Origin of the sequence: Geodermatophilus sp. CPCC 205506, from assembly GCF_051383635.1 — a bacterium.
Classification (GTDB): Bacteria; Actinomycetota; Actinomycetes; order Mycobacteriales; family Geodermatophilaceae; genus Geodermatophilus.
Genome location: NZ_JALPKP010000008.1, coordinates 49,137 through 71,866, shown reverse-complemented (window position 1 = coordinate 71,866; position 22,730 = coordinate 49,137). Strand labels below are relative to the sequence as shown.

The window sequence follows — 22,730 nt, the reverse complement described above, 5'->3', positions numbered from 1 at the left end:
CGATGCCCAACAAGCCCAAGTACATGCGCAGCGCGCTGCAGCGCGCGGTCGACGAGCTGCTCGAGCTCGAGCAGACCCGGCCGTTGACGCCGGCGGACCTGCGCGCGCAGGCCAAGATCAGCGGCTACAGCAGCAAGCACATCCGCCGCACCCTGCAGAAGGTCAAGGCCGCCCCGGCCGAGGACGGCGGCGGCCAGTTCACCGTCACCGAGGCGGTCATCACCGCCGTCTTCCTGTGCTGCGGCGTGCTGGCCCAGGCGTACCAGCTGCTCGCCAAGACGATGCCGCTTCCCAGCCAGCGGACCTTCCGGCGCCGGGTACGCGAGGTGATGGGCAATCAGATCGAGTACGCGCGCGGCGGGTCGGCCGGCTACCGGGAGCACCAGCTGTACCTGCGCAACGACTACCCGCACCGGATGCACAGCTTGTTGCTGGACCACACCGAGCTGCCGATCTTCGTCGTGCCCCGCGGGTTCAAGCACGCCGTCAAGCCGTGGATCACCGCGGTCATGGACGGCTCCACCCGCTACGTCCTCTCCTGGGTGGTCACCTTCGGCCGGCCCACGGCCGAGGAGGTGCGGGCGGCCCTGGTGCAGGCGATGACCCTCCGCCTGGCCCCTGACGGCGACACCGTCGTCGGCGGCCGCCCGCTGAAGGCGGTGTGGGACCGCGGCCTGGAGTTCCTCGCCACCCTGATCACCGAGTCCTGCCTGCGGCTCAACGTCATGCCCATCGCGCTGCCGGCCTACAGCCCGCACCTGAAGGGCCGGCTGGAGCGGTTCTGGCGGACGCTGAAGACCAGCCTGTTGCCTCCCCTGCCCGGCTACAGCGAGGGGCCGCAGGACCTCCGCGGCAACAGCGCCATCTCCGACGCCGCGCTCGGCGAGGACGAGTTCCTCGTGCTGCTGGCCGATTGGATGGACGACTACGCCGTCAACCACGTCATCCGCACCACCGGAATGACCCCGCTGCAGGCGTGGCGTGCCGACGGCACGCCGCTCGACGAGATCGCCCCCGAGCAGCTCTGGAACGACTTCCTCGTGTCGAGGGACCGGTGCAAGGTCAACCGGACCGGTATCCGCTGGGACACCATCGACTGGTTCGCCCCCGAGCTGGTCGACAAGATCGGCCGGCACGTCGAGATCCGCCACCTGCCGCACGACCGGTCGTTCATCGAGGTCTTCCTCGACGGCGTGCACCTGTGCACCGCCGTGCCGGTGCAGGCGGCCACCGACGAGACCAAGCAGGAGACCATCGAGCGCCGTCAGGCGGCCCGCGCGAAGGCCCAGCAGCGCTTCACCGCGGTGAACCGGATCCGCCGCAAGGGCCACGACACCGTGCACAAGCTGGCGAAGGACAAGGACGGCAAGCGCGTCGTCGTCACCCCCGAAGACGACCTGCTCAGCGGCGGCGTGCAGGCCCTCGAGGAGCTGTTCGCCAAGCCCGCGGCCGAGGGCGGCGAGCAGGGACGGCTGTTCTGATGGCCCTGGCCGGCCTGGACGAGGCCCGGGTGGTGCGCATCCCGGCCTTCCAGAAGATCGAGGACGCCGCCGCGCTGGTGGTGCCCCGGCACGAGATCGCCGTCATCCACGGCCCGCACTCCACCGGCAAGCGCACCGCCCTGCGCGCCTACCTCGCCGGCCAGCCGCTGCCGGTAGCCCGGCTGCGGCTGGCCGGCACGGAGAGCGGCCGCAAGCTGCTGCAGCTGCTGCACGACCAGATCATCTCCCCCGACAGCGACCTGCCCGAGCGCGACCTGCAGGACGACCTCGTGGAGGCGCTGTCCGCGCAGCCGCGGATCGTCGTCGTCGAGCACACCGAGCGGCTGACGGCGGAGGCCGCCGGCCAGCTGGAGTGGCTGCACGGCCGTGACGGCCAGCGGCCAGCTACTTCCTCGTCGGCGGTCCGCAGGCGGCGAAGGCGATCGGCAAGGACCCGCTGCTGTGGGACGCGGTCTGCTCGACCGTGGAGATCACCCCGCTCAAGGACGGCGACCTGCTCCGCGCGCTGCAGTCGATGCACGACCTGTTCCTCGGAGCCGACGCCGACCTGCTCGCCGAGATCGACGCCCGGGTCTGCCACGGCATCGTCGGCTACTGGTCCCGCTTCCTGCAGCACGCGATCCACCTGCGCGACCGCCTGGCCGCCCAGGGCCTCGACCGCCCGGTGCTCGACCGCACCTTCGTGAAGGCGGTGCTGCAGTCCATGCCCGCCACCACGCTGAAGAGGAAGAAGTGACCCTCTCCCCCGCCCTCGTCGCCGTCGATGTCACCGGCGCCCCGGTGACCATCCCGGCACATCCGCCGCTGGTCACCGGAGCGCTGTGGGTGGAGGCCCGGCCGGACCTGGACCGCCTGCACGTCCTCGCCGGCGACCTGCTCGGCGCGCTCGGCAAGCGCCGCGACATCGCCGGCAAGGGCCGCAACCAGCAGGACGACGTCCGGCACGCCATCGCCTGGGCCACCGCCCACGACATCGACCACCTCGTCGTCACCGAGGCCCAGCGGCTGCACCCGCTGATCCTCACCGGGCTGGTGCGGCTCGCCGGAGAGGTCGGCGCCCGGCTGTGGCTGCTGCACCGGCCGCCGCGCAGCGACGCGTTCATCCGGGCCCTCAGCCGCCGCCGCGCGACCACCGCCGAGCTCGCCGACGTCCCGCACCCCGTCGCCGTCCCCATCGCCCACCCGGCGCCCGCGGTCGACCTCCCCGCCGTCCCCGCCGACGAGTTCCTGACCTTCCGGGCCGCCTGCACGCAGACGCTGCCCGCCGACGACGCCGCCCGGGTCGACGCCCACCTCCGCGCCGCGGCGCGCACCTGCGACGAGGCGCTGCGCGACCACGGCGCCTCCCGGCACACCGTCGCCGACCTACTCCACCGGATCCTGAACGCCGCCCCCGCCGACGCGCAGCTCACGATCGAGGTCCGCGCGCTGCAAACCGCGGCCTGGCACCACGACCTCTACGTCAAGGCCGACATGGCCCGGCTGCTGCACAGCGAGGAGCGCCCCCGCATCCCGGCCGTCGACGCCGACGCCGGGCTGGCCGCCTACCGCCAGCCGCACCGCGCCATCACCGTCGCGCTCACCCGCACCGGCTGGGGCCTGGAGGATGTGCTCGCCGTCCGCGTCGGCGACGCCGGCACCACGCTCACGACCACGGACGGCGCCGTGCAGATCGGCCCGCACACCGCGCGGGCCATCCGCACGCAGCGACACCTCCGCCTGGCCGAGGGCGCCGGCCCCGATCAGCAGCTCCTGCCGCATACCCCGAAGGCGCTGACGAAGGCCCTCACCGAAGCAGCCTCCGACCTCGGCATCCACGTCGCCGGGCGCCGGGCCGAGCGCACCCGGGACCACACCGAGGGCGCGCTGCGTGCCCTCGGCGTCACCGTCACGAGGCTGCCGTGATCGACCCGCACGCCGTGCGCCGCCTGCGCACCGACCGCGGCCTCTCCCAGCGCCGCCTGGCCGCCGCCATCGGCGTCGACCCGCTCACCGTCAAGCGGCTCGAGGACGGCGCCGACGCCGGCGACCTGCCCCTGCGCGTCGTCGAACGCCTCGCCCGCGCCCTGGCCGCGCCGGTGGGACAGCTGCTGCGGCACGACGAGGCGACCGACGACGGGGCGGACCTCACCGCGGCAGTCGGCGCCGCGCTGGTCACCCACGGCCGCACGACCCTCACCACTCTCGCCACCGCGCTGGACGCGACGCTGGACGACGTCTCGGCCGCGGTCACCGCGCTGAACGTCCAGCTGTCGGCGGCCGGCATGTCCGTCGCGCGGCATCACGACGACGTGTGGCTCGTTCCCCTCGTTCGGACGCCCGACGCCGTGGCCGCCGCCCGCCCGCTCAACCTCGCGGAAGCCCGGCTGTTGCGCCGCATCCACCGCGGCGAGGACGTCCGCCGGAAGCTCTCCGGTGCCGACCGCCGGTTCATCCTGCCCGCGCTCCTGCGCCGCGGGCTCGTCGTCGACCACGGCGACGGTCCCGTCCTCGCACCCCACGCCACCGCATCCCTGCACCTCGGATGAGCACCGACAGCTGACTGAGCGTAGGAGCGGGTGGTGCACACCGGGTCGGCCGCCAGCGCCGTCCCCACACCGGCCACGTTGAGGCGTTCTGTCCGGCGGGGGGCCTAGCCTGCTGCTTCGTGCCGCGAGCCCCGAAGCAGGTCCTCCCCATCCCGCCCGGGGCGACCGTCGCCGACTACCCCGCGCTCGCTGCCCAGCTCGATCCGGCGGAGGGGATGGCTGACCGCATCCCCGCCGGTGGCGGCAAGAACGTCGGCTGGATCTGCGACAAGGGTCCCGACCACCAGTGGAAGGCTCCACCGCGCCGCCGGATCGCCAACGGCGCCGGATGTCCGTGCTGCAACGGCAAGAAGCCCTCGGTCACCCACAGCCTCGCCGCGCGCTTCCCAGTGATCGCCGCCGAGCTCGACCCCGCCGCGCCGTCGACCGGCGGGCTGACCGCCGACCAGATCATCGCCGGCTCCCACCGCCGCGTCGGCTGGCGCTGCAGCACCTGCGACCACCGCTGGGAGGCGCAGGTCGGCCCCCGGACCGAGCGCGGTGTCGGCTGCCCGGCCTGTGCCGGGTCCGTCGTGACCGACACGGACAACCTCGCGGCAGCCCGGCCGGATGTCGCGGTCCAGTGGCATCCCACCCGCAACGGTCAGCTGCGGCCGCAGGACGTGCGACCCGGCAGCTCGGTCCGGGTGTGGTGGCTGTGCCCTGTCCATCCCGACCACGAGTGGCGCGCCGCCCCCTCCTCGCGCACAAAGGCGGTGAAGCCGACCGGCTGCCCGGCATGCGCGGGCCACCAGCTATCGGCGTCGAACAACCTCGCCGCGCTCCACCCGGCGTACGCCGCCCAGTTCGACCCCGCGCTCAACGACGGCCGCCGCGCCGACCAGGTGCTCGCCGGTACCAGCGAGGTGATCACCTGGCGCTGTGACCGCGGCCCCGACCACGTCTGGCGGGTGTCCGTCGTCTCCCGGACATCCCAGGACAACGGGTGCCCGTACTGCGCCGGCAAGCGGGTCTCGGTGACCAACATGCTTGCCCGGTATCCCGAGCTGGTCGCCGAGTTCGATCACGAGGCGAACGCGCCGGACACCCCCGCGGCGCTGTCGGAGAGCTCCCGCAGGTTGGTCTGGTGGCGCTGCCCGAAGGGCCCCGACCACCGGTGGCGTACTCGCGTCTCCTCTCGGGCGCTGCACGGGCACGGCTGCGTGTGCTGCGCCGGGCACCAGATGTCGGTCACCAACAGCCTCGCGACCCGCTGCCCGCAGGCCGCCCGCGACCTCGACCCGGCGCTCAACGATGGCCTGACCGCCGAACAGGTCACCGCCGGCACCACCCGAGTGGTCACCTGGTCGTGCCCCAACGGACTGGGGCACACCTGGCGGACCACCGTCGCCAGCCGGGTGAACGCGCTGGCCGCCGGGCACGGGGACTGCCCGCTGTGCAAGCCCCGCCAGATCTCCCAGCGGCAGCTGGCCGTCGCATCCGCGCTCGCACACGCCCTGCCCGGCCTCCGCGTCGATCCACGGCCGGAGGCGATCGTCACCGCGGGCGGCCGCTGGCGACCTGACATCACCGTCACCGAGCTGCGCCTGGTGCTGGAGTACGACGGCGTCTTCTACCACCGCGACCGCGGCCAGCACGACGCCCGCAAGTCCGCCGAGCTGCGGTTCGCGGGATGGACGGTGGTGCGGATGCGGGAGCACCCGCTGCCGCCGCTCGGCCCAGATGACCTGCCGGTTCCGGTGCGGCCCGCGGCCGCCGCGGATGAACTGGTCGCGCTGCTGCTGGCCCACCTGCGTGCGGTGCTGCCGCCCGCTGCCCGGAACCTTCTGGACGCGGCGCTGGACCGAGCCGCCGCAGCGCCGGCTCAGCCCTGGCAGTGGCAGGCACCGCCGGGGCGCTTCCACACCGGGCTGGACCTGCTCGCCGCATTCGCTGCACGTGAGGGGCACGCCTGCCCGACCAGTGAGTACGAGGAGGACGGCTTTCCCCTCGGCCGGTGGCTGATGGCGCAGCGGCGCCTTTGCCGAGCCGGCAAGCTGCCCCAGGCCCAGGCCGATCTGCTCGCGGGCGTGCCCGGCTGGATCTGGGACTACCAGGCCGACCGGTGGGGGCAGTTCGAGGAGGCGCTGCTCAGCTACATCGCCCGCGAAGGAACAGCTCGCCTGCCCGGGGTCCACGTCGAGAACGGCTATCCGCTGGGACGAAAGATCGCGACCCTGCGCGTTCAGCACCGGCGCGGAGATCTGAGCCGCGAGCGGGCCGAACAGCTCGAGTCGTTGCCCGGCTGGACGTGGGTGATCCGGCGAAGCCGGCGGACCGTGGCCGGGTGAGTGCCCGGTGCACCGAACGCTTCCGACGACGCACGGCAGATAACGCGTAGAAGTATGAGGGCTAGCCGGGCGGGCTACGCAGCAGCCCGCTGCACAACCCGCGGCGCAGGACCTTGAACTGGCCGTTATCTGCCATCCCGCGGGTACGCGTCGTCCGGTGCCAGACACCGTCCGGCGAGGAGCTCCGCCGGCGTGGCTTCGGCGGCGGAGGACGAGGGCCGCACCAGCGGGATGGCGGTCGGGTCAGAGCACGAACCCGGTGGCCGCCGTCCGTGCCTGCCCCGCGAGGAGCACCCGTCCTGCGTCGGTGGTGACGACGGTCAGCTCTCCTCCGCGCGGGGACGCCTGCTCGGCGGACAGCGTGGTCCCCAGTTCGGCACACCAGTAGGGGCCGATCGTGCAGTGGGCTGACCCGGTCACCGGGTCTTCCGGGATCCCGTAGGCGGGGGCGAAGTAGCGCGACACGACTCCGCCGACCCGACGCCGAGCGGTGACGATCAGGCCGCCGACCGGCAGACGCACCACGGCCTGGAGATCGGGCGAGAGGTCGCGCACAGCGCCTTCCGACGCGAGGACGGCCAGCATGTTGCGCTCACCGGCATCGGGATGGTCGGTGACTCCCGCCCAGACGGGTACCGCGCCGGCGAGGGCGGTCCGGAGGTCCGAGGACGGCGTCACCTGCGTGGCGGGGACCGCGGGGAAGTCGAGCACGATCCGGTCGTGCTCACGTACGGCGGTGAGCCGTCCGCTCCGGGTCATGAACGCGACCGCCTCCTGCTGCAGGACGCCGGACTCCCAGAGCCAGTGGGCGCTGGCCAGCGTGGCGTGCCCGCACAACGCGACCTCGGTCACCGGGGTGAACCAGCGCAGCAGGAGCGCGCCGGCCTCGCCGGGGGCGAGGAACGCCGTCTCCGCTTGTGCCAGCTCGTTCGCGACCCCCTGCATCCAGCTCGGATCGGGGAACTCGTCGAGCAGCAGAACTCCGGCCGGGTTGCCGGAGAACGGGTGCTCGGTGGTGAAAGCGTCGACGATGGCAAACGCAGTCTTGTCGGGCACGGGCGGCTCCAGTCTGCTCAGGCGGGCCGGATCGGTGCTCCGAGGCGGATCTCGCCGTCGGTGAGGACGTCCACCCGCAATCCGCCCTTGTGGATGAGCGGCCGGAGCAGACCGGGCCCGCTGAGCCGGTCCAGGTGCACGCAGGGCTCGCACAGCCGGCGGCCGGCGCAGAGAACGTCGCCGATGCGGAAGGTGGCGCCGACGAGGGCGTTGACGTCGATGCCGCGGGTGAGGACGTTGCGGCGGGTGGCGGCGAAGTCGATCGCATGCCCGGCGGTGGCGAGCTCGTCGAGGACCTCGGCGGCCATCAGGGTCAGGTCGTAGCCGGGCCGGTGACCGGCGCGGGGGCTGAAGGTGCCGGCGCCGGTGGCGTACCGGTCACCCTCGAGGCCGCGACCGGCGCGGGCGGAGGCGACCTCGAGCAGTCGCATCGTGGCCTCGGCCGCGGGGGCGACCGCCAGGCCCTCGACGGTGCCATGCAGATCGAGCGTCGCCGTCGCCGTCGCTGCACGGAGCACGGGGTCGAGAGAGGCGACGGCGTAGGCGGCGGTGATCGGCAGCTCCGTGGTCGCCCGGCCGAGGAGTGCGGGGTCTTGGGGGCTGAGCACGATGCCCGGCGGGGTGCCGAAGGCCAGCGTGGCGACCTCGGTGTCACCGGTCTGCACGACGGCGATCCACCAGCCGGCCCATTGGAAGCTGGTGGGGTCGGCGATGGACACCAAGCCGGAGCCCCGCGCGGCCAGCCAGGAACGCCACGCGCCCAGCGCCTGGGGCAGGTCACCGGCGGGCAGGGGAAGGTCGGCCACCGGCACCTCGGTGACCGAGGCGAGGCAGGCGGCGAACCCGCAGGCCAGCGGACTGGTCGAGGGGGCGGTGGGCAGGTCGGCGTCGATCACGGGTGACTCCCGGCGGGAACGGTCGGACGGACGGTGGACTCGGCGGGCGCTTCCGTGGCGGGGTCTCCGAGGGCGGTGCGCAGGTCGGCCCACAGGTCCTCGACGTGCTCGCAGCCCACGCTCAGCCGCAGCAGGCCGGCCGGGATGTGTTCCTGGCCGGGGAGCTTCGCGCGCCGCTCGATGGTGGACTCGACCCCGCCGAGGCTGGTGGCGTGCGAGATGACCGCCAGGGCGGCGCAGACGGCGTCGGCGGTGGCGGCGTCGGGCAGCTCGAAGCTGAGCACGGTGCCGAATCCGCGCATCTGCTCGGCGGCACGGGCGTGGTTGGGGTCGTCGGGCAGGCCGGGGTAGCGCACCCGGCCGACCGCGGGGTGCACCGCCAGCCGGCGGGCGAGCTCGCCGGCCGTCTCCTGCTCCTGCCGCAGCCGGACAGCCAGGGTGCGCGCGCCGCGCAGCGCGAGGAACGCCTCCAGCGCGCCGGGGGTGGCGCCGGCGACCTCGCGGCGGCGGCTCAGCCGCGCCCGGTCCTCGGGGCGGCGGCACACCACCAGACCGAGCAGCAGGTCGGAGTGCCCACCGATCGACTTGGTCGCGCTGTGCACGACGAAGTCCGCGCCCAGGCCCAGCGGGTTCTGCAACAGCGGGGTGGCGAAGGTGTTGTCCACCGCCACCAGCGCGCCGGCCGCCGCGGCCGCCCGAGCGACCTCGGCGATGCCGACGACGTCCAGCAGCGGGTTGCTCGGGGTCTCCAGCCACACCAGGTCCGCGTCGGCGACCGCGGCCAGCAGGTCACCGGCGTCGGTCATGTCCACGATCCGCGACCGCCAGCGGCCACCGGCAGCCTCGCCGTCCGCCAGCAGGCCGCGCAGGCCGGTGTAGCTGTCCCGAGGGGCGACGACGCGGGCGCCGACCGGCAGCAGCTCCAGGACAGCGGCGATCGCTGCCATCCCAGAGGAGAACGACACCGCGGGACCGCCCTCCAGCTCGCCGATCAGCCCCTCCAGCGCCTCCCAGCCCGGAGTGCCGTCATCGCGGGAGTACTCCCGGCCCGCCGCCCCGGACGGCGCGGCGCGGAAGTTCGACGCCGGGACGATCGGCACGTTGAGCGGCTGCCCCGGCCCGGACGGGCGGCCCGCCGTCGCCAAGCGCGTCTCCACCTACCCGTAGCCCGGCATCGACCGTTCGGTCTTCTGGCACGGCCATCCCCTCACGTCGTTATGCAGTATACTGCACTATGGAGGGCAGCGTAGCCGCAGTCGGTGGGGCTGGCGCAAGGGAGGCGGAGCAGATGACGAACGCAGCGGTCGCGGTCAACGAGGTGATCGGGCAGCGGGTTCGGCAGCACCGGACCGCCCGCGGCTGGACGCTGGACGAGCTGGCCGACCGCTCCGGGGTCAGCCGCCGCATGGTCATCACCATCGAGCACGGCGAGGGCAACCCGAGCATCGCCACCCTGCTGCGGATCAGCGACGCCCTCGGCGTCGGGCTGCCGGTGTTGGTCGACGTCGAGCGTCCGCACGCCCTCACCGTGACCGCGGCCGGGCGGGCCCCGGCGCTGTGGCACGGCGACCACGGCGGCCAGGCGTTGCTGGTCGCCGGCACCCAGCCGCCCGACGTCGTCGAGCTGTGGGACTGGACGCTGCAGCCCGGCGATGCGAACACCAGCGAGGCCCACAGCGCCGGCACCCGGGAGCTGCTGCTCGTCCTGGAGGGCGCTGTCGACCTGCGCGTCGGTGACCGCACCGAGCGGCTGACAGTGGGCGACTCCGCGGCCTTCGCCGGCGACGTCGCCCACGGCTACGCCACCCCCGCCGACGCCGCCGGCCCCGCCCGCTTCGCCCTCACCGTCTTCCAGCCCCACGTCACCGGGAGCCGTCCGTGACCGACCCCCAGCAGTGGCTCGCCGCCGCCACCGTCGACGACGCGGTCTTCGCGCTGCGGCCGGACTACCGGGTAGTGCTGCTGACCGCCGACGGCCTGCAGGGCGGCCCCAGCGACGCGGTCAGCGAGCAGGTTCTCACCGCCGCCGAGACCACGGCGCGGGAGCGGCTCGACGGTCGCAAGCCCGAGGAACTGCCACACCTGGCCGCGTGGCGGGAGGCCTACCGGTCCTTCGGCGCCAAGCCGCAGCGCACCCGGCCCAGCGTGGAGGCGCTGATGCGCCGGCTCGATCCCGGCGGCCTGCCGCGCATCGATCGGATCACCGACGTCTACAACGCTGTCTCGATTGCCTCCACGCTGCCCTTCGGTGGGGAGGACCGCGCCGCCTACGCCAGCCCGCCGCGACTCGTCCGCGCCGACGGCACCGAGTCGTTCGACACCGTCGCCGGCGGCGAGGCGGTCGTCGAGCACCCCGAGGTCGGCGAGGTCGTCTGGCGCGACGACGTCGGCGTCACCTGCCGCCGGTGGAACTGGCGACAGTGCACCCGCACTGGCATCACCACCGCCACCACCAGCGCTGTCTTCCTCCTCGACGTGCTCGACCCGCTGACCGATGACGACGCGCACGCCGCGGCCGACGCGCTCACCGAGGGCCTGCTCGCCCTCAGCCCGGACGCCACCTTCCACCGCCGGCTGCTCACCCGCGCCGACGCCGACGGGTGAGCGCGATGCTGCACACCAGGCGTCGTCCCCGCTGGGGTGTCCGGTTCAGCCCGCAGGAGCTGGCACTGGTCGCCGTCACCGCGGTCTGGGGCACGACGTTCCTCATCGTCCACCTCGCGGTCCAGCACGGCGGGCCGCTGCTCTTCGTGGGCCTGCGTTTCCTCGCCGCCGGCGCGATCAGCGCGCTCATCTTCCGGCGCACGCTCACCGGGCTCACGCGGCGCGAGCTGGGTGCCGGCGCGGCGATCGGCGTGACGATCTTCGGCGGCTACGCGCTGCAGACCGTCGGACTGCAGACGATCCCCAGCAGCACCTCCGCGTTCCTCACCGCGCTCTACGTCCCGCTCGTACCGCTGCTTCAGTGGGCGGCCTTCCGCCGCGCCCCCAAGCCCGCCGCCTGGGCCGGGGTGGCGCTCGCCTTCGCCGGGCTCGTCCTCCTGGCCGACCCCGGCTCGGCGGGGCTGACGCTGAGCACCGGCGAGGTCCTGACGCTGATCAGCACCGTCGCCATCGCCGCGGAGATCGTCCTCATCGGCCTGTTCGCCGGCACCGTCGACCTCGGCCGGGTCACGGTAGTGCAGCTGCTCGTCGGCGGCGGCCTGTCGGTGGCGATGATGCCCGTCGTCGGCGAGGCCGTCCCGTCCTTCTCCTGGCTCTGGCTGGCCGCCGCGATCGGTCTCGGGGCCGCCAGCTGCCTCATCCAGATCACCATGAACTGGGCGCAGCAGTCTGTGTCACCGACCAGGGCGACGGTCATCTACGCCGGCGAGCCGGTGTGGGGCGGCATCGTCGGGCGCCTCGCCGGCGACCGACTGCCCGGCCTCGCCGTCGTCGGCGCCGCGCTCATCGTCGCCGGCGTGGTCGTCAGCGAGCTCAAGCCCCGGACCCAGGGCACTCGCCGCCGAGATGACGTCGAACCGGCTCACCGCTGACGACTCGAGTGCCAGTACAGGGCCTAGCAAGGGCAGGTGGGCTCTCCCGGATGCTCGGGGGTCACCCCGGCTTTCCCTTTCGGGGTCCTGTTCCCGGCGTCCCCGGCGCCCGTGACGATGAGCAGATGACCGCCGTGCACGAGGCCGCCCGATGACCCATGTCCAGCTCTCGGACGAGGTCAGCCGGCGCCTGCGGCGGGTCTTCGACGACGCCCTGCCGGCCTGGGACCAGCGCACCCGCCGGCAGCCCGACGTGCAGCCCGGCAGCGGCCTCGACGGTGACCTCAAGGCCTACCCTCGGCTGGCCGCCATCGCCTGGCAGGCAACCACCTCGGCCGTAGATCACCTCAAGGCCGTGCGCGACCTGTGGCTCACCGCCGGCACGGTGCACACCTTCGCCGCCGCGACCCTCCTGCGCGCCGCGCTGCTAGCCGCCGCCATCGCCGTCTACCTGCTCGACGACAGCCCCGGTGTCGCGCGCGGCGAGCGCGTCAAGCGGGCGGCGCTGGCCGCGCTCACCGACCACCGCGACCACCTGTGGCACCAGAAGGCGATGGCCGAGATGACCGCCTCCCTCGGGGAGGACGCCGTCGCACCCCACGAGTCCCTCATCGAGCGCCTCCAGCAGCAGGTCGACGAGGCGCACCGGGTCGCCCGGGAGCACGGTGCCACTCAGGACGAGCGCCGCCGGGGCCTGGTCGACACCACCTGCATCGTGCAGGCCGGCCGGGTGCTCTCCCGTCACCAGCCTCCGGCCGAGCAGGTGCGCCTGCAGGCCGGTCTGCGCGCCGCGTGGCAGAAGGGCAGTGCCGACGCCCACGCCCGGACCTGGCAGACCACGACCCGCCGCACGCCCGACGGCGGCCCGCTGCTACGCGCCGACATGGACGAGCTCATGACCGGTCTCAACGCCGCGACGCTGGTCCTCAACGAGGCGTGGCGGCTGTGGGAGCTCCGGGCGGTCAACCACCTCGATGTCGCTCGGCTCGTCCCCGACGGCGCCACACAGGACGACGTCCGCGGCAGCCGGCCCGGCAGCATCTAGCTGCGCAGCGCGATGTCGCTGGGGTCCTCGTAAGGCAGGAACCGGCGGTCGACGCCCAGCCCGCGCAGCAGGCCCTTCACCAGCTGCTCGACGACGGCGGGGGTCTGCTCGACCAGCTGCCGCGTCGTGGCCTGACCGATCTTGTGATAGTCCTCGGCGGGATACGGCACGAAGCGCTGGAACCCCGCTTCGCTGTGCGCCTGGTTGGGCACGAGCCCGCGCAGCCCCGTGACCAGCAGGCCGACGCGCCACAGCCCCTGATAGCCGGTGTGCTCCTCGGCCAGCCGCCCGGCGGCGGACACCACACTATGCAAGAGCTCCAGCACCAGTGCGGGGAAGACGACGTCAGGAGCCCCCGGACGCTGCCCGAAGGTCCGCACCGCCGGTGCGGACAATTGCACCGTGCCGTCGTCGGCGAGCAGCACCAGCAGGAACCCGTCCGGTTCCCGGCCGGCGAACTCGAGCGCCGTCGAGGCCGCCGCCAGCCCGTGCGGATGAGGAACCCCCACGCCGACCGAGGTCAGCGAGGGACTCAACCGCGGGCGGAATCCCACCGCAGGCACGAGCACGTGCAGCAGATGCCGGTCCTCCAGCAGCTCGCTCATCGGCTCCGCGGCGACCGCAGCCGGCTCGAGCAGCACGTACATGCGCCCCAGCCCACCCAGGTCCGGCGGGTCCAGCCGCGCGGGCGCCTCGCGCAGCCGGTCGATGAACCCGGCCGCCCGCGCCTGCCGGTCACCCAGCAGGCGGCGCACCTCCTCGTCGGACAGCACCCGCTTGCCGTGGGCACTGCGCCCCCAGTAGGACCCGTCCACCATGTGCGGCGCGCCCTCGCTGGCCGGCACCGTCACCACGGCCACCCCGACCTCCGGCTCACCCGGCTTGCCGAACACGTCGAAGGCCACCGGAAGCGGCGGGCTGATCCTCCCGGCGGCAACCTGCGCGATCCGCGACTCCAGACCCGACAGGTCCACACCCACCACGTCCCCGGCCGCGCCGCCGGCATCGGCGATGCCGATGACCAGCACGCCGCCGTCCACGCTCAACGACGCCAGGTCCCGCGCCAGCTCCAGGTTGGCCGGCTTGCTCGCCGCCGGCACCGCCTGCTTCAGCTCCACCCACTGCGTCTCGTCCAGCACGCCCGCGGCAGCCGCAGCGACAACGTCGTTCCACGATCCGGCCTGCAGCCGAGACCTGCGGGGACCGAGGTAGAACGAGCCGCTCGACGTCACCGCAACACCGTCCCAGACCCTCGGGGCAACGCCGGGACCACCCGGACAAGGCGCCGACGGGCTCCTCCCCGACGCGTCACCGCATACCAGGAGGTCTTGTAGTCACTGCGGGGCACACGTATCGCGGTCCCCCGAGGCCGGCCCGCAAGCGTGCAGGGGCCGCCCTTGAGGCCTAGACGCGACGTCCCGTACAAGTTGGGCAGGCGCGCTTTCCTCACACTGGCGCCCAATGCCACCGGCCCGGCCCCGTGCGGGGACCGGGCCGGTAAGCAGGCCGATCACGTGAGGAAATGTCCGGTTGGCCAAGTCCGGGACATTGCTGTCCGAACTCAGGACATTGCTGTCCAGGCCAACGCGGACATTTCCTGGCCGACTACATCAGCTGCACCCGCTGGTCGAGCCGCAGCCCTCGCAGACGTAGCAGCTGCCGGCCGGACGCATCTTCGTGCCGCAGGTCATGCAGAGCGGCGCGTCGGTCGCCGTGCCGGTGACCAGCTCGAGGAGCTCGGCCGAGGAGTGCGCCTCCTTGAGCGGCTTCTCGGCCTTGACCGCCGGCTTGGTCGGGGCCTCCGTCGGCGCCGAGCCGCGCAGCGCCTCGAGGTCGACCTCCTCCTCCTCGGCCACCGTGGCGGTCGACGCGGAGGTGCCGTACCCGGAGACCTGCGCGGCGCGCTCCTCGGCGCTGAAGATGCCGAGGTTGGCGCGCTTGTCCACCGACAGGTGGTCCAGCGCGAGGCGACGGAAGATGTAGTCCATCACCGACTGGGCGATCCGGATGTCCGGGTCGTCGGTCATGCCGGCCGGCTCGAAGCGCATGTTGGTGAACTTCTGGATGTAGGTCTCCAGCGGCACACCGTGCTGCAGCGCGATCGACAGCGAGATGGAGAAGGCGTCCATGACACCGGCGAGGGTCGAGCCCTGCTTGCCCAGCTTGAGGAACACCTCACCCAGGCTGCCGTCCTCGTACATGCCCGCGGTCATGTAGCCCTCGGCACCGGCAACGCTGAACGACGTCGTCACGCTGGTCCGCTTCTTCGGCAGCCGCTTGCGCACCGGATGCGAGAGCGCGGCCGGAGCCGCGGCCTCGACGGGCGCCTCGGCCTTGGTGCCGTCGTTCTTGCCCTTGCCGTCGGAGAGCGGCTGCCCGACCTTGCAGTTGTCGCGGTAGATCGCCAGCGCCTTGAGGCCGAGCTTCCAGCCCTCGAAGTAGATCTTCTCGACCTCTTCGACGGTCGCCGACTCCGGCATGTTGACCGTCTTGCTGATGGCGCCGGAGATGAACGGCTGCACTGCGGCCATCATGCGGACGTGGCCCATGGGGGAGATGGCCCGCTCACCCATGGCGCAGTCGAACACCTCGTAGTGCTCGGGACGCAGGGTGGGCGCGTTGACCACGTGGCCGTGCTCGGCGATGTACTCGACGATCGCCTCGACCTGCTCCTCCTGGTATCCCAGGCTCTTGAGCGCGCGCGGCACCGTCTGGTTGACGATCTGCATGGAGCCGCCGCCGACCAGCTTCTTGAACTTGACCAGCGAGAAGTCCGGCTCGATGCCGGTCGTGTCGCAGTCCATCATGAAGCCGATGGTGCCGGTGGGGGCCAGCACGGAGGCCTGCGCGTTGCGCCAGCCGAAGTCCCCACCGATCTCCAGGCACTCCTGCCACTGCGCGGTGGCGGCCCGCAGCACGTCGGCGTCGTCGGCGCCGACCGGGCGGATCGCGTCGTTGGCCGCGGCGTGCTTGCGCATGACGCGGGCGTGCGCGTCGGCGTTGCGGGCGTAGCCCTCGTAGGCGCCGACGATGCCGGCCAACTCGGCCGAGCGACGGTAGGCCGTACCGGTCATCAGCGAGGTGATGGCCGCCGCCAGGGTCTGGCCGCCGCGCGAGTCGTAGGCGTGACCGGTGGCCATGAGCAGCGCGCCGAGGTTGGCGTACCCGATGCCCAGCTGCCGGTAGGCGCGGGTGGTCTCCGCGATCGGCTCGGTCGGGAAGTCGGCGAAGCAGATGGAGATGTCCATCGCCGTGATCACCAGCTCGACGGCCTTCACGAAGCTCTTGGAGTCGAAGGTGCCGTCGTCCTTCAGGAACTTCATGAGGTTCAGCGACGCCAGGTTGCACGAGCTGTTGTCCAGGCTCATGTACTCCGAGCACGGGTTGGACGCGTTGATGCGGCCGGTCTCGGGGTTGGTGTGCCAGTCGTTGATCGTGTCGTCGTACTGGATGCCCGGGTCGGCGCACTCCCACGCGGCACGGGTGACCTTGCGGAACAGCGTCTTGGCGTCGACGGTCTCGATGACGGCGCCGTCCAGGCGCGCGCGGAGACCGAAGTCGGTGCCGTCCTCGACGGCGCGCATGAACTCGTCCGAGACGCGGACCGAGTTGTTCGCGTTCTGGTACTGGACGCTGGTGATGTCCTTGCCGCCGAGGTCCATGTCGTACCCGGCGTCGCGCAGCGCGCGGATCTTGTCCTCCTCGCGCGCCTTGGTCTCGATGAACTCCTCGATGTCGGGGTGGTCGATGTCGAGGACGACCATCTTGGCCGCGCGGCGGGTGGCACCACCGGACTTGATGGTGCCGGCCGAGGCGTCGGCGCCGCGCATGAAGCTGACCGGGCCGGAGGCGGTGCCGCCGGAGGAGAGCAGCTCCTTGGACGAGCGGATGCGGGAGAGGTTGAGGCCGGCACCGGAGCCGCCCTTGAAGATGAGCCCCTCCTCGCGGTACCAGTTCAGGATCGAGTCCATCTCGTCGTCGACGGCGAGGATGAAGCAGGCACTGACCTGCTGCGGGGCGCTGGTGCCGACGTTGAACCACACGGGGCTGTTGAAGCTGAAGTACTGGTGCAGCAGCATCCAGGTCAGCTCGTGCTCGAAGATCTCCGCGTCGCCCTCGGTGGCGAAGTACCCGTGCTCCCGGCCCGCCTGGCCGTAGGTGAGCACCACGCGGTCGATGAGCTGACGGAGGCTGCTCTCCCGTTGCGGGGTGCCGACGGCACCGCGGAAGTACTTCGTCGTGACGATGTTGGTGGCGTTGATGCTCCACTCGGCGGGGAACTCCACACCGCGCTGCTCGAAGTTGATCGAACCATCCCGCCAGTTCGTCATGACGACGTCACGACGCTCCCAGGTCACCTCGTCGTACGGGTGCACCCCGGCGGTGGTGAAGACCCGCTTGATCTTCAGGCCCTTCCCCCGGGTCGGCGCCTTGGCGGCGCGACGCGTGCGGCCCGACAGGCGGTCCTCGGTCTCGGTCACGGAGCTCTCCCTCATCTGGTGGTCCGGCGGCTGGGGAAGAGCCGCAGTCCGGTGCTGCTGATTGGTGTGTAGCGGGTGGTGCTGACAGTTCTCACGTTCCGGCGACGCTGCCGTCGGAGGCGGCCTGGGTCCGCCCCCCACCCCGCCGGCGCACGACCGGCGGGTCGTTCTGCATCCCAGGGAGCGGCAGGGTCCCGGCGGCGATGTGCCGGGCCCGCAGCTCGGTGATCTCCTTCTCGAAGTCCTCGAGCGAGGTGAACGCGCGGTAGACGCTGGCGAAGCGGAGGTAGGCCACCTCGTCCAGCTCACGCAGCGGTCGCAGGATGGCCAGCCCGACCTCGTGGCTGGGCACCTCGGCCGCGCCGGTGGCCCGGATCGCATCCTCGACCTGCTGGGCCAGCTTCTGCAGCTGGTCCTCGTCGACCGGCCGGCCCTGGCAGGCCCGCCGCACGCCGGCGACGACCTTCGTGCGGTTGAACGGCTCGCTGACGCCGCTGCGCTTCACCACGGCGAGGACGGCCTCCTCGACGGTGGTGAACCGCCGCCCGCACGCGGGGCACGAGCGCCGACGGCGGGTCGTGGCCCCCTCGTCTGCCTCGCGCGAGTCGATGACGCGGCTGTCGGGGTTGTGGCAGAAGGGGCAGCGCACGGCGTCTCCCCTCCCCTCGTGGAGTGTGCGGCGGCGTCCGCCCGGCCAGAGGTCACGGCCGGTGGTCGACCGGACCCCTGGAGGCCGGTCTGTGGACCCTCCTGGGGACATCCGGTGGACGTTCCGGGGAGAACCTGGGGACTGGCCTGTGGACGGGCTTACAGCGGTGCAACTACTAGATGTAGGGGAACCCTAGGGCGGCCTCTACTAGATGTGCAAGCCGGGACACGCCGCCACTGTTCCGTCGAGACACTGCCGTGACCAACTGCGCGCAGCTCTCCCACCCGTCACGGCGACACGCGGCCGGAGGGTCGCGAAGGGCGACTCGGGGGTGTAGTGCGTGTCCGCCGCGCAGCGCGGGCGGCGCCTCCGGGGCGCCGCCCCAGGGGGTCCGTCGTGTTCGTCGACCTCAGGCCGCGGTGTGCGATCAGGGGCGAGCGGCGCCCGGCCGCGGGAGCCGGGGACGGGACACCCGGTCGGTCAACCGCATCGGCCGGGTCAGGCAGTCGGCGTCCGGCCGCGGCCGGGGCGCGACGGCGGCCGGAGAGGCGACGTCGTCGTCGGCGGCGCGGTGACGACCGGCCGGCGACGGCGCCCGGTGGCGGCCGGCGAGCAGGCCGCCCCGGATCGCGGGGAACTCGGCCGTGACGTCACCGCCGTGACGCCGACGGGGGGCGCCGGGCTCCACCGCGGGGAACTCGGGCGAGGTCAGCACGTCGGCCACGAGTTGCCTGCGGGCCGCTGCTGCGTCGACGGTGACCATGGGCGTCGCTCCGAGCGGCAGCCTCAGCAGAGTCGTCGCCGGAGCGGGGTCCGCAGTTGCCGGCTCGGCACCGGCAGCCCCGGGCAGCTCCGGCTCGGGCAGCCGCAGGTCACCCAGGTCGACCCAGCTCTCGCGCTCACGGCCGGCCACGACCGCACGCACCGACACCTCGCAGGCGCCACGCTGGTCGTGTCGCCACCCCAGGATCGCGCCGGGCCACCACGCGCCGTCCGAGTACACCTCGACATCCGGGGAGTGCTGGGTGAAGGCGGCCGAGCGCGGCTCCGAGGTGACTGACACCCGTCGACCGTAAGTCGCCGGACCGCCACTCACGGTTAGCAACTCGGTACGGACAGTTGACGAACATGGGAACCCGGCCTTGTGGCCAGTCGCCGGGTCGACGTGTCTCCGTGTCGACGACTCAGGGAAGCCGCAGCGCCTGACCGGGGACGACGACGGCGCGGTCGAGGTCGTTGAGCGCCTCGATCGCGTCGACGACGGCGCGGACGTCCTGCTCCGGCCCGGCGACCTCCGCCGCGATCGACCACACGGTGTCCCCCGCCTGGACGACGACCGTGCTCTCACCCACCAGCTGGAGGTCGCCGGGACCGCCGGTCACCAGCGGCCCGAGCCATGAGCCCAGGGCCACCCCCACGCCGAGCGCCAGGACCGCGGACAGCCGGCGCGCTCGCCGGGTCAGCCGCAGCCCCGACGTGGCCCGGCGCCCCGGCCGGCCACACCCGCCGCGCACGGTGCGGTCCACGGACGGCACGGCCGTCACGGGCCGCGCGGGCCCTGCTCCCGGCCGCGCGCCCGGCACACCCGGACGCGCACCGCGCGCCGCACCCGGACGGGCCGGACCGGTCGGCACGGGCGGTCGGGCGGCGCCGACGCGCGCCTCACCCGACCGTGTCACCGCAGGACGCGGGGCGTGCTCGCGGGGTGACCCGTCCGCCGCCGGGACCACCCGGAGACGGGGCCGCCAGGGCACCTGCACCGCGTCGTCGAACTCCAACACCGCCTGCTGCACCTGTGCCACGACCACTCCTCCCGAGGGAACTGCCGGACCATCGAACGCTTGTTCGATTCGAACGTCTGTGCGATGTCTACCGGACGGGTCCGACGAAAGCCACAGCGCCCCACCCGGACTTCGAACATGTGTTTGATCCAGCGCGTCCGGCGCGCTACGGTCCATCCCGACGGACGAGACGCGCTGCGCAGAGCAGCCGGCGAGGAGGCGACGGTGGCGGAGAAGAGCGGGACGTCAGGGAATCGCCGGGGGGCGGCTGGCGCGCCGGCGACCACCGAGACGGCATCCGTGCGCACCTTCCCCGACCGCGGCGAGGCCGGGGACGGCCTCACCCAGCGTCAGCGACGGGTGCTGGAGGTCATCCGCGACTCCATCGAGCGGCGTGGCTACCCCCCGTCGGTGCGCGAGATCGGCGAGGCGGTCGGGCTGTCCTCCGCCTCCTCGGTGGCGCACCAGCTGACGGTGCTGCAGAAGAAGGGCTGGTTGCGCCGCGACCCGAACCGGCCCCGGGCGCTCGACGTCCGGCTGCCCGGTGACACCGCGAGCGAGACGGTGCAGCCGGCGCCCCTCCCGGCCGTCGCCGGCGAGCAGGTCCCGGCCCCCACGTACGTGCCGCTGGTCGGCCGGATCGCCGCCGGTGGTCCCGTGCTGGCCGAGCAGGCCGTGGAGGACGTCTTCCCGCTGCCCCGCGAGCTGGTCGGCGAGGGCACCCTGTTCATGCTCAAGGTCGCCGGCGACTCGATGGTGGAGGCGGCGATCTGCGACGGCGACTGGGTGGTCGTGCGCCAGCAGCCCAACGCCGAGAACGGCGAGATCGTCGCCGCGATGCTCGACGGCGAGGCGACGGTGAAGACCTACAAGCGGCGGGACGGCCATGTGTGGCTGATGCCGCACAACCCGGCGTACGAGCCCATCCCGGGCGACGAGGCGACGATCCTGGGCCGGGTCGTCACGGTGCTGCGCCGGGTCTGACGCGGCGCCGGCGCGCCCGTGCCGCCGCCGGAGGCACGGGCGAGGACCGCCGGCCTCGTCGGGCACCGGCGGCACGGGCGAGGACCGCCGCCCGTGCAGGTCACCGGCGGGACGAGGGAGGCCCGCAGCCGCGGGTCAGTCGCGGCGGCGCAGCCTCCCGCCGATCCAGACCACTGCCGCCGCGATCACGGCGGCGACCACCCCGGCGGCGATCGGCGACACGCCTCCGCCGACGAGTCCCTCCGAAGCGGCTGCCTCGTCGCCGGCCGGTGCCGGGCTGGGGGGCTCGGCCAACGGCACGACGGTGATGTCGCTCGGCAGGCCCTCGCTGGCCACCACCACGCCGCTGCCGTCGGCCGTGAAGCTGATCGCCTCCCCCTGCGGGGACTCGGGCAGTGCGATCCGGGTCGGCTCGGCAGCGAGCGCGCCCGCGACGTCGGACCCGGACAGCGGCCAGACGTAGGCGTCGGTGTAGGTCCGCAGGGCCAGGAGGCGCCCGTCCGCCGAGACCGCGCCACCGGTGACCATCAGCTGCCCGGCCCTCCCGACCGGGCCGCCGGGCGTGCCGGTCACGGTGAACTCCACCCCGGCGACCTCGGTCAGCCCGACGACGCCCGAGCCGACCAGCGCGGCCACGGGCCGGAACACCTTGCTGGCACCGAGGACCTCCTTGGACACGAGGAAGGGAGTGCCGTCCGGCGCGAGGAGCAGCGCCTCGACGTCCCGGGCTCCGTCGGGAAAGGCGAGCCGGTAGACCGCCGAGCCGCCGTCGGGCCGGAGCGCCAGCAGCGCCACCGTGTCGCGGACTCCGTTGTTGTCACCGGTGTCGGCCAGCCAGACGGTGCCGTCGGCGGCGACGGCGAGGTCCTCGGGGTCGTAGGGATCGATCGGCGCGGACTGCACGGTGAGCACCTGGCAGTTCCCGTCGAGCTCGTAGACGTCGACCTGGTCGCCGCCGTCGTTCATCGCCAGCATGCGGTCCCCGACGACGACCAGCCCCGAGACCTCCGGCAGCCGCGGATCGGTGATCTGGCAGCGGGTCACTGGGCCGGCAGGGGCCTCCGTCGACGCCGACGCGGGCAGGCCGGCACCGAGGACGACTGCCCCCGCCAGCGTGATCGCCGCGACCGGACGTCGCCCTCGGACGCCGCTACGCGGTCGGTCGGCCGGCTCGGGCACGAACCCAGCGTGACAGCACGACTGCATCCAGTGCGTGAACCACGCCCAACAGCAGGATGCCGACGGAGGCGCCGACGACGGCGTCGGTGACCCAGTGGAAGTCGAGGGAGACCATCGCCACGCCGGTCGCCACCGGGCCGACGATGCTCAGCAGCCGGAACGACCGCTGGACCGGGGGGACGAGACGGAACTCCACCGCCTGCCAGCGCGCGACGCCCCACATGAGCACGGCGTTGGCCACGTGCCCGGAGGGATAGGAGGCGCCGTCCCGGTAGAAGAACGACCCGGGGTAGGCCGGGGCGGTGCGGCCGGTCCCGTACTTGAAGCCGTAGACGACGACGGTGAGCAGCGCGAGCGCCACCATCACCCGGAGCAGGGGCACCACGCTGCGGCGTCGCCAGACCAGGTGCCCGACGAGCCCGGCGAGCACGATGAGGATGAACCCGCGACCGCCGAGCTGGGTCACCGCCCAGACCGGCCAGTAGGCGGCCGAGTCCTTGAGGTCCCAGGCGCTGACCGCCTCGGACACCCGCAGGTCCATCCGCTCCAGCGTGCCGCGGCTTAGCAGGTCGACGGTGGTGCCGACCGTGACCAGCAGGGCGACCACGAGCAGCCACCACGACGGACGACCACTGGAGACGACCCGCTCGTGACGGACGGGCACGACGGCGTCGTCCGGCGGCACCTGCTCGCCCGGACGCCGCCGCACCGCGCCGCTGGTCACCGCCTCACGGTACCGGCCGGGGCGTCGGTGCAGCCCCGG

At 73.1% G+C, this 22,730-nt stretch carries 20 protein-coding genes; 10 read left to right on the top strand and 10 right to left on the bottom strand.

The features are described from left to right. Positions 1 to 2: 2 nt before the first annotated feature. The 5 genes from MY520_RS06630 (at position 3) to MY520_RS06610 (ending at position 6,360) form a co-directional block, all read left to right on the top strand. The gene (locus MY520_RS06630) at positions 3 to 1,481 is read left to right on the top strand and encodes a Mu transposase C-terminal domain-containing protein (protein WP_436691288.1); all 1,479 of its coding nucleotides are present in this window, start codon (positions 3 to 5) and stop codon (positions 1,479 to 1,481) included. Positions 1,482 to 1,965: 484 nt separating this feature from the next. Continuing rightward, a complete protein-coding gene (locus tag MY520_RS06625) occupies positions 1,966 to 2,238 on the top strand; it encodes a hypothetical protein (protein ID WP_436691287.1) in 273 nt (90 codons plus the stop codon). Continuing rightward, the gene (locus tag MY520_RS06620; RefSeq protein ID WP_436691286.1) at positions 2,235 to 3,407 is read left to right on the top strand and encodes a hypothetical protein; all 1,173 of its coding nucleotides are present in this window, start codon (positions 2,235 to 2,237) and stop codon (positions 3,405 to 3,407) included. The genes MY520_RS06625 and MY520_RS06620 overlap by 4 nt, the downstream gene beginning before the upstream one ends. Further along, positions 3,404 to 4,030, top strand: a complete 627-nt coding sequence (locus MY520_RS06615) for a helix-turn-helix domain-containing protein (RefSeq protein ID WP_436691285.1) — start codon at positions 3,404 to 3,406, stop codon at positions 4,028 to 4,030. The genes MY520_RS06620 and MY520_RS06615 overlap by 4 nt, the downstream gene beginning before the upstream one ends. A 119-nt stretch (positions 4,031 to 4,149) precedes the next feature. After that, positions 4,150 to 6,360, top strand: a complete 2,211-nt coding sequence (locus MY520_RS06610) for a zinc-ribbon domain-containing protein (protein ID WP_436691284.1) — start codon at positions 4,150 to 4,152, stop codon at positions 6,358 to 6,360. 243 nt (positions 6,361 to 6,603) lie between these two features. Here MY520_RS06610 and MY520_RS06605 read toward each other — a convergent pair whose 3' ends face one another. From MY520_RS06605 to MY520_RS06595, 3 genes are read right to left on the bottom strand one after another with little or no spacing between them, the layout of a single operon-like run. Continuing rightward, positions 6,604 to 7,416, bottom strand: a complete 813-nt coding sequence (locus MY520_RS06605) for a PhzF family phenazine biosynthesis protein (RefSeq protein WP_436691283.1) — start codon at positions 7,414 to 7,416, stop codon at positions 6,604 to 6,606. 17 nt (positions 7,417 to 7,433) lie between these two features. Further along, entirely contained in the window at positions 7,434 to 8,312 is an 879-nt protein-coding gene (locus tag MY520_RS06600) for an MOSC domain-containing protein (RefSeq protein WP_436691282.1), read from the bottom strand. Beyond that, a complete protein-coding gene (locus MY520_RS06595) occupies positions 8,309 to 9,457 on the bottom strand; it encodes a trans-sulfuration enzyme family protein (protein ID WP_436691281.1) in 1,149 nt (382 codons plus the stop codon). Before MY520_RS06595 ends, MY520_RS06600 begins: the two co-directional genes overlap by 4 nt. Before the next feature lie 143 nt (positions 9,458 to 9,600). Here MY520_RS06595 and MY520_RS06590 point away from each other — a divergent pair, with 143 nt between their 5' ends. The 4 genes from MY520_RS06590 (at position 9,601) to MY520_RS06575 (ending at position 12,893) form a co-directional block, all read left to right on the top strand. Then, entirely contained in the window at positions 9,601 to 10,194 is a 594-nt protein-coding gene (locus MY520_RS06590) for a helix-turn-helix domain-containing protein (RefSeq protein WP_436691280.1), read from the top strand. After that, positions 10,191 to 10,916: a B3/B4 domain-containing protein gene (locus MY520_RS06585; protein WP_436691279.1), complete on the top strand. Its 726-nt coding sequence runs from the start codon at positions 10,191 to 10,193 to the stop codon at positions 10,914 to 10,916. The genes MY520_RS06590 and MY520_RS06585 overlap by 4 nt, the downstream gene beginning before the upstream one ends. Before the next feature lie 5 nt (positions 10,917 to 10,921). Continuing rightward, on the top strand, positions 10,922 to 11,848 hold the full coding sequence (locus MY520_RS06580) for a DMT family transporter (protein ID WP_436691278.1): 927 nt from the start codon (positions 10,922 to 10,924) through the stop codon (positions 11,846 to 11,848). A 151-nt stretch (positions 11,849 to 11,999) separates the two neighbouring features. Next, the gene (locus tag MY520_RS06575) at positions 12,000 to 12,893 is read left to right on the top strand and encodes a hypothetical protein (protein WP_436691277.1); all 894 of its coding nucleotides are present in this window, start codon (positions 12,000 to 12,002) and stop codon (positions 12,891 to 12,893) included. On the opposite strand, the gene MY520_RS06570 is transcribed toward MY520_RS06575, so the two are convergent. The 5 genes from MY520_RS06570 to MY520_RS06550 all read right to left on the bottom strand — a co-directional run bounded on the left by MY520_RS06570 (position 12,890) and on the right by MY520_RS06550 (position 19,549). After that, positions 12,890 to 14,125, bottom strand: a complete 1,236-nt coding sequence (locus tag MY520_RS06570) for an AlbA family DNA-binding domain-containing protein (protein ID WP_436691276.1) — start codon at positions 14,123 to 14,125, stop codon at positions 12,890 to 12,892. The genes MY520_RS06575 and MY520_RS06570 overlap by 4 nt on opposite strands. Positions 14,126 to 14,503: 378 nt before the next feature. Further along, on the bottom strand, positions 14,504 to 17,374 hold the full coding sequence (locus MY520_RS06565; RefSeq protein WP_436691275.1) for a vitamin B12-dependent ribonucleotide reductase: 2,871 nt from the start codon (positions 17,372 to 17,374) through the stop codon (positions 14,504 to 14,506). 91 nt (positions 17,375 to 17,465) lie between these two features. Beyond that, positions 17,466 to 18,023 carry a transcriptional regulator NrdR gene (nrdR, locus tag MY520_RS06560; protein ID WP_436691274.1) on the bottom strand — a complete coding sequence of 186 codons (558 nt, stop codon included), beginning with the start codon at positions 18,021 to 18,023 and terminating at the stop codon, positions 17,466 to 17,468. Positions 18,024 to 18,450: 427 nt separating this feature from the next. After that, a complete protein-coding gene (locus tag MY520_RS06555) occupies positions 18,451 to 19,086 on the bottom strand; it encodes a hypothetical protein (RefSeq protein WP_436691273.1) in 636 nt (211 codons plus the stop codon). A gap of 121 nt (positions 19,087 to 19,207) precedes the next feature. Then, the gene (locus tag MY520_RS06550) at positions 19,208 to 19,549 is read right to left on the bottom strand and encodes a LysM peptidoglycan-binding domain-containing protein (RefSeq protein WP_436691272.1); all 342 of its coding nucleotides are present in this window, start codon (positions 19,547 to 19,549) and stop codon (positions 19,208 to 19,210) included. 555 nt (positions 19,550 to 20,104) lie between these two features. Here MY520_RS06550 and lexA point away from each other — a divergent pair. Next, positions 20,105 to 20,788: a transcriptional repressor LexA gene (gene lexA / locus MY520_RS06545; RefSeq protein ID WP_436691271.1), complete on the top strand. Its 684-nt coding sequence runs from the start codon at positions 20,105 to 20,107 to the stop codon at positions 20,786 to 20,788. 135 nt (positions 20,789 to 20,923) lie between these two features. Here lexA and MY520_RS06540 read toward each other — a convergent pair whose 3' ends face one another. Both MY520_RS06540 and MY520_RS06535 read right to left on the bottom strand, forming a co-directional pair. Beyond that, the gene (locus MY520_RS06540; RefSeq protein WP_436691270.1) at positions 20,924 to 21,967 is read right to left on the bottom strand and encodes a hypothetical protein; all 1,044 of its coding nucleotides are present in this window, start codon (positions 21,965 to 21,967) and stop codon (positions 20,924 to 20,926) included. Further along, on the bottom strand, positions 21,939 to 22,691 hold the full coding sequence (locus MY520_RS06535) for a phosphatase PAP2 family protein (protein ID WP_436691269.1): 753 nt from the start codon (positions 22,689 to 22,691) through the stop codon (positions 21,939 to 21,941). Before MY520_RS06535 ends, MY520_RS06540 begins: the two co-directional genes overlap by 29 nt. Positions 22,692 to 22,730: the final 39 nt, after the last annotated feature.

Bases quoted from the DNA above. Each gene is read 5' to 3' on its own strand.
- MY520_RS06630 (WP_436691288.1), top strand. From the start codon at position 3: ATGCCCAACAAGCCCAAGTACATGCGCAGCGCGCTGCAGCGCGCGGTC.
- MY520_RS06590 (WP_436691280.1), top strand. From the start codon at position 9,601: ATGACGAACGCAGCGGTCGCGGTCAACGAGGTGATCGGGCAGCGGGTT.
- MY520_RS06580 (WP_436691278.1), top strand. From the start codon at position 10,922: ATGCTGCACACCAGGCGTCGTCCCCGCTGGGGTGTCCGGTTCAGCCCG.
- MY520_RS06575 (WP_436691277.1), top strand. From the start codon at position 12,000: ATGACCCATGTCCAGCTCTCGGACGAGGTCAGCCGGCGCCTGCGGCGG.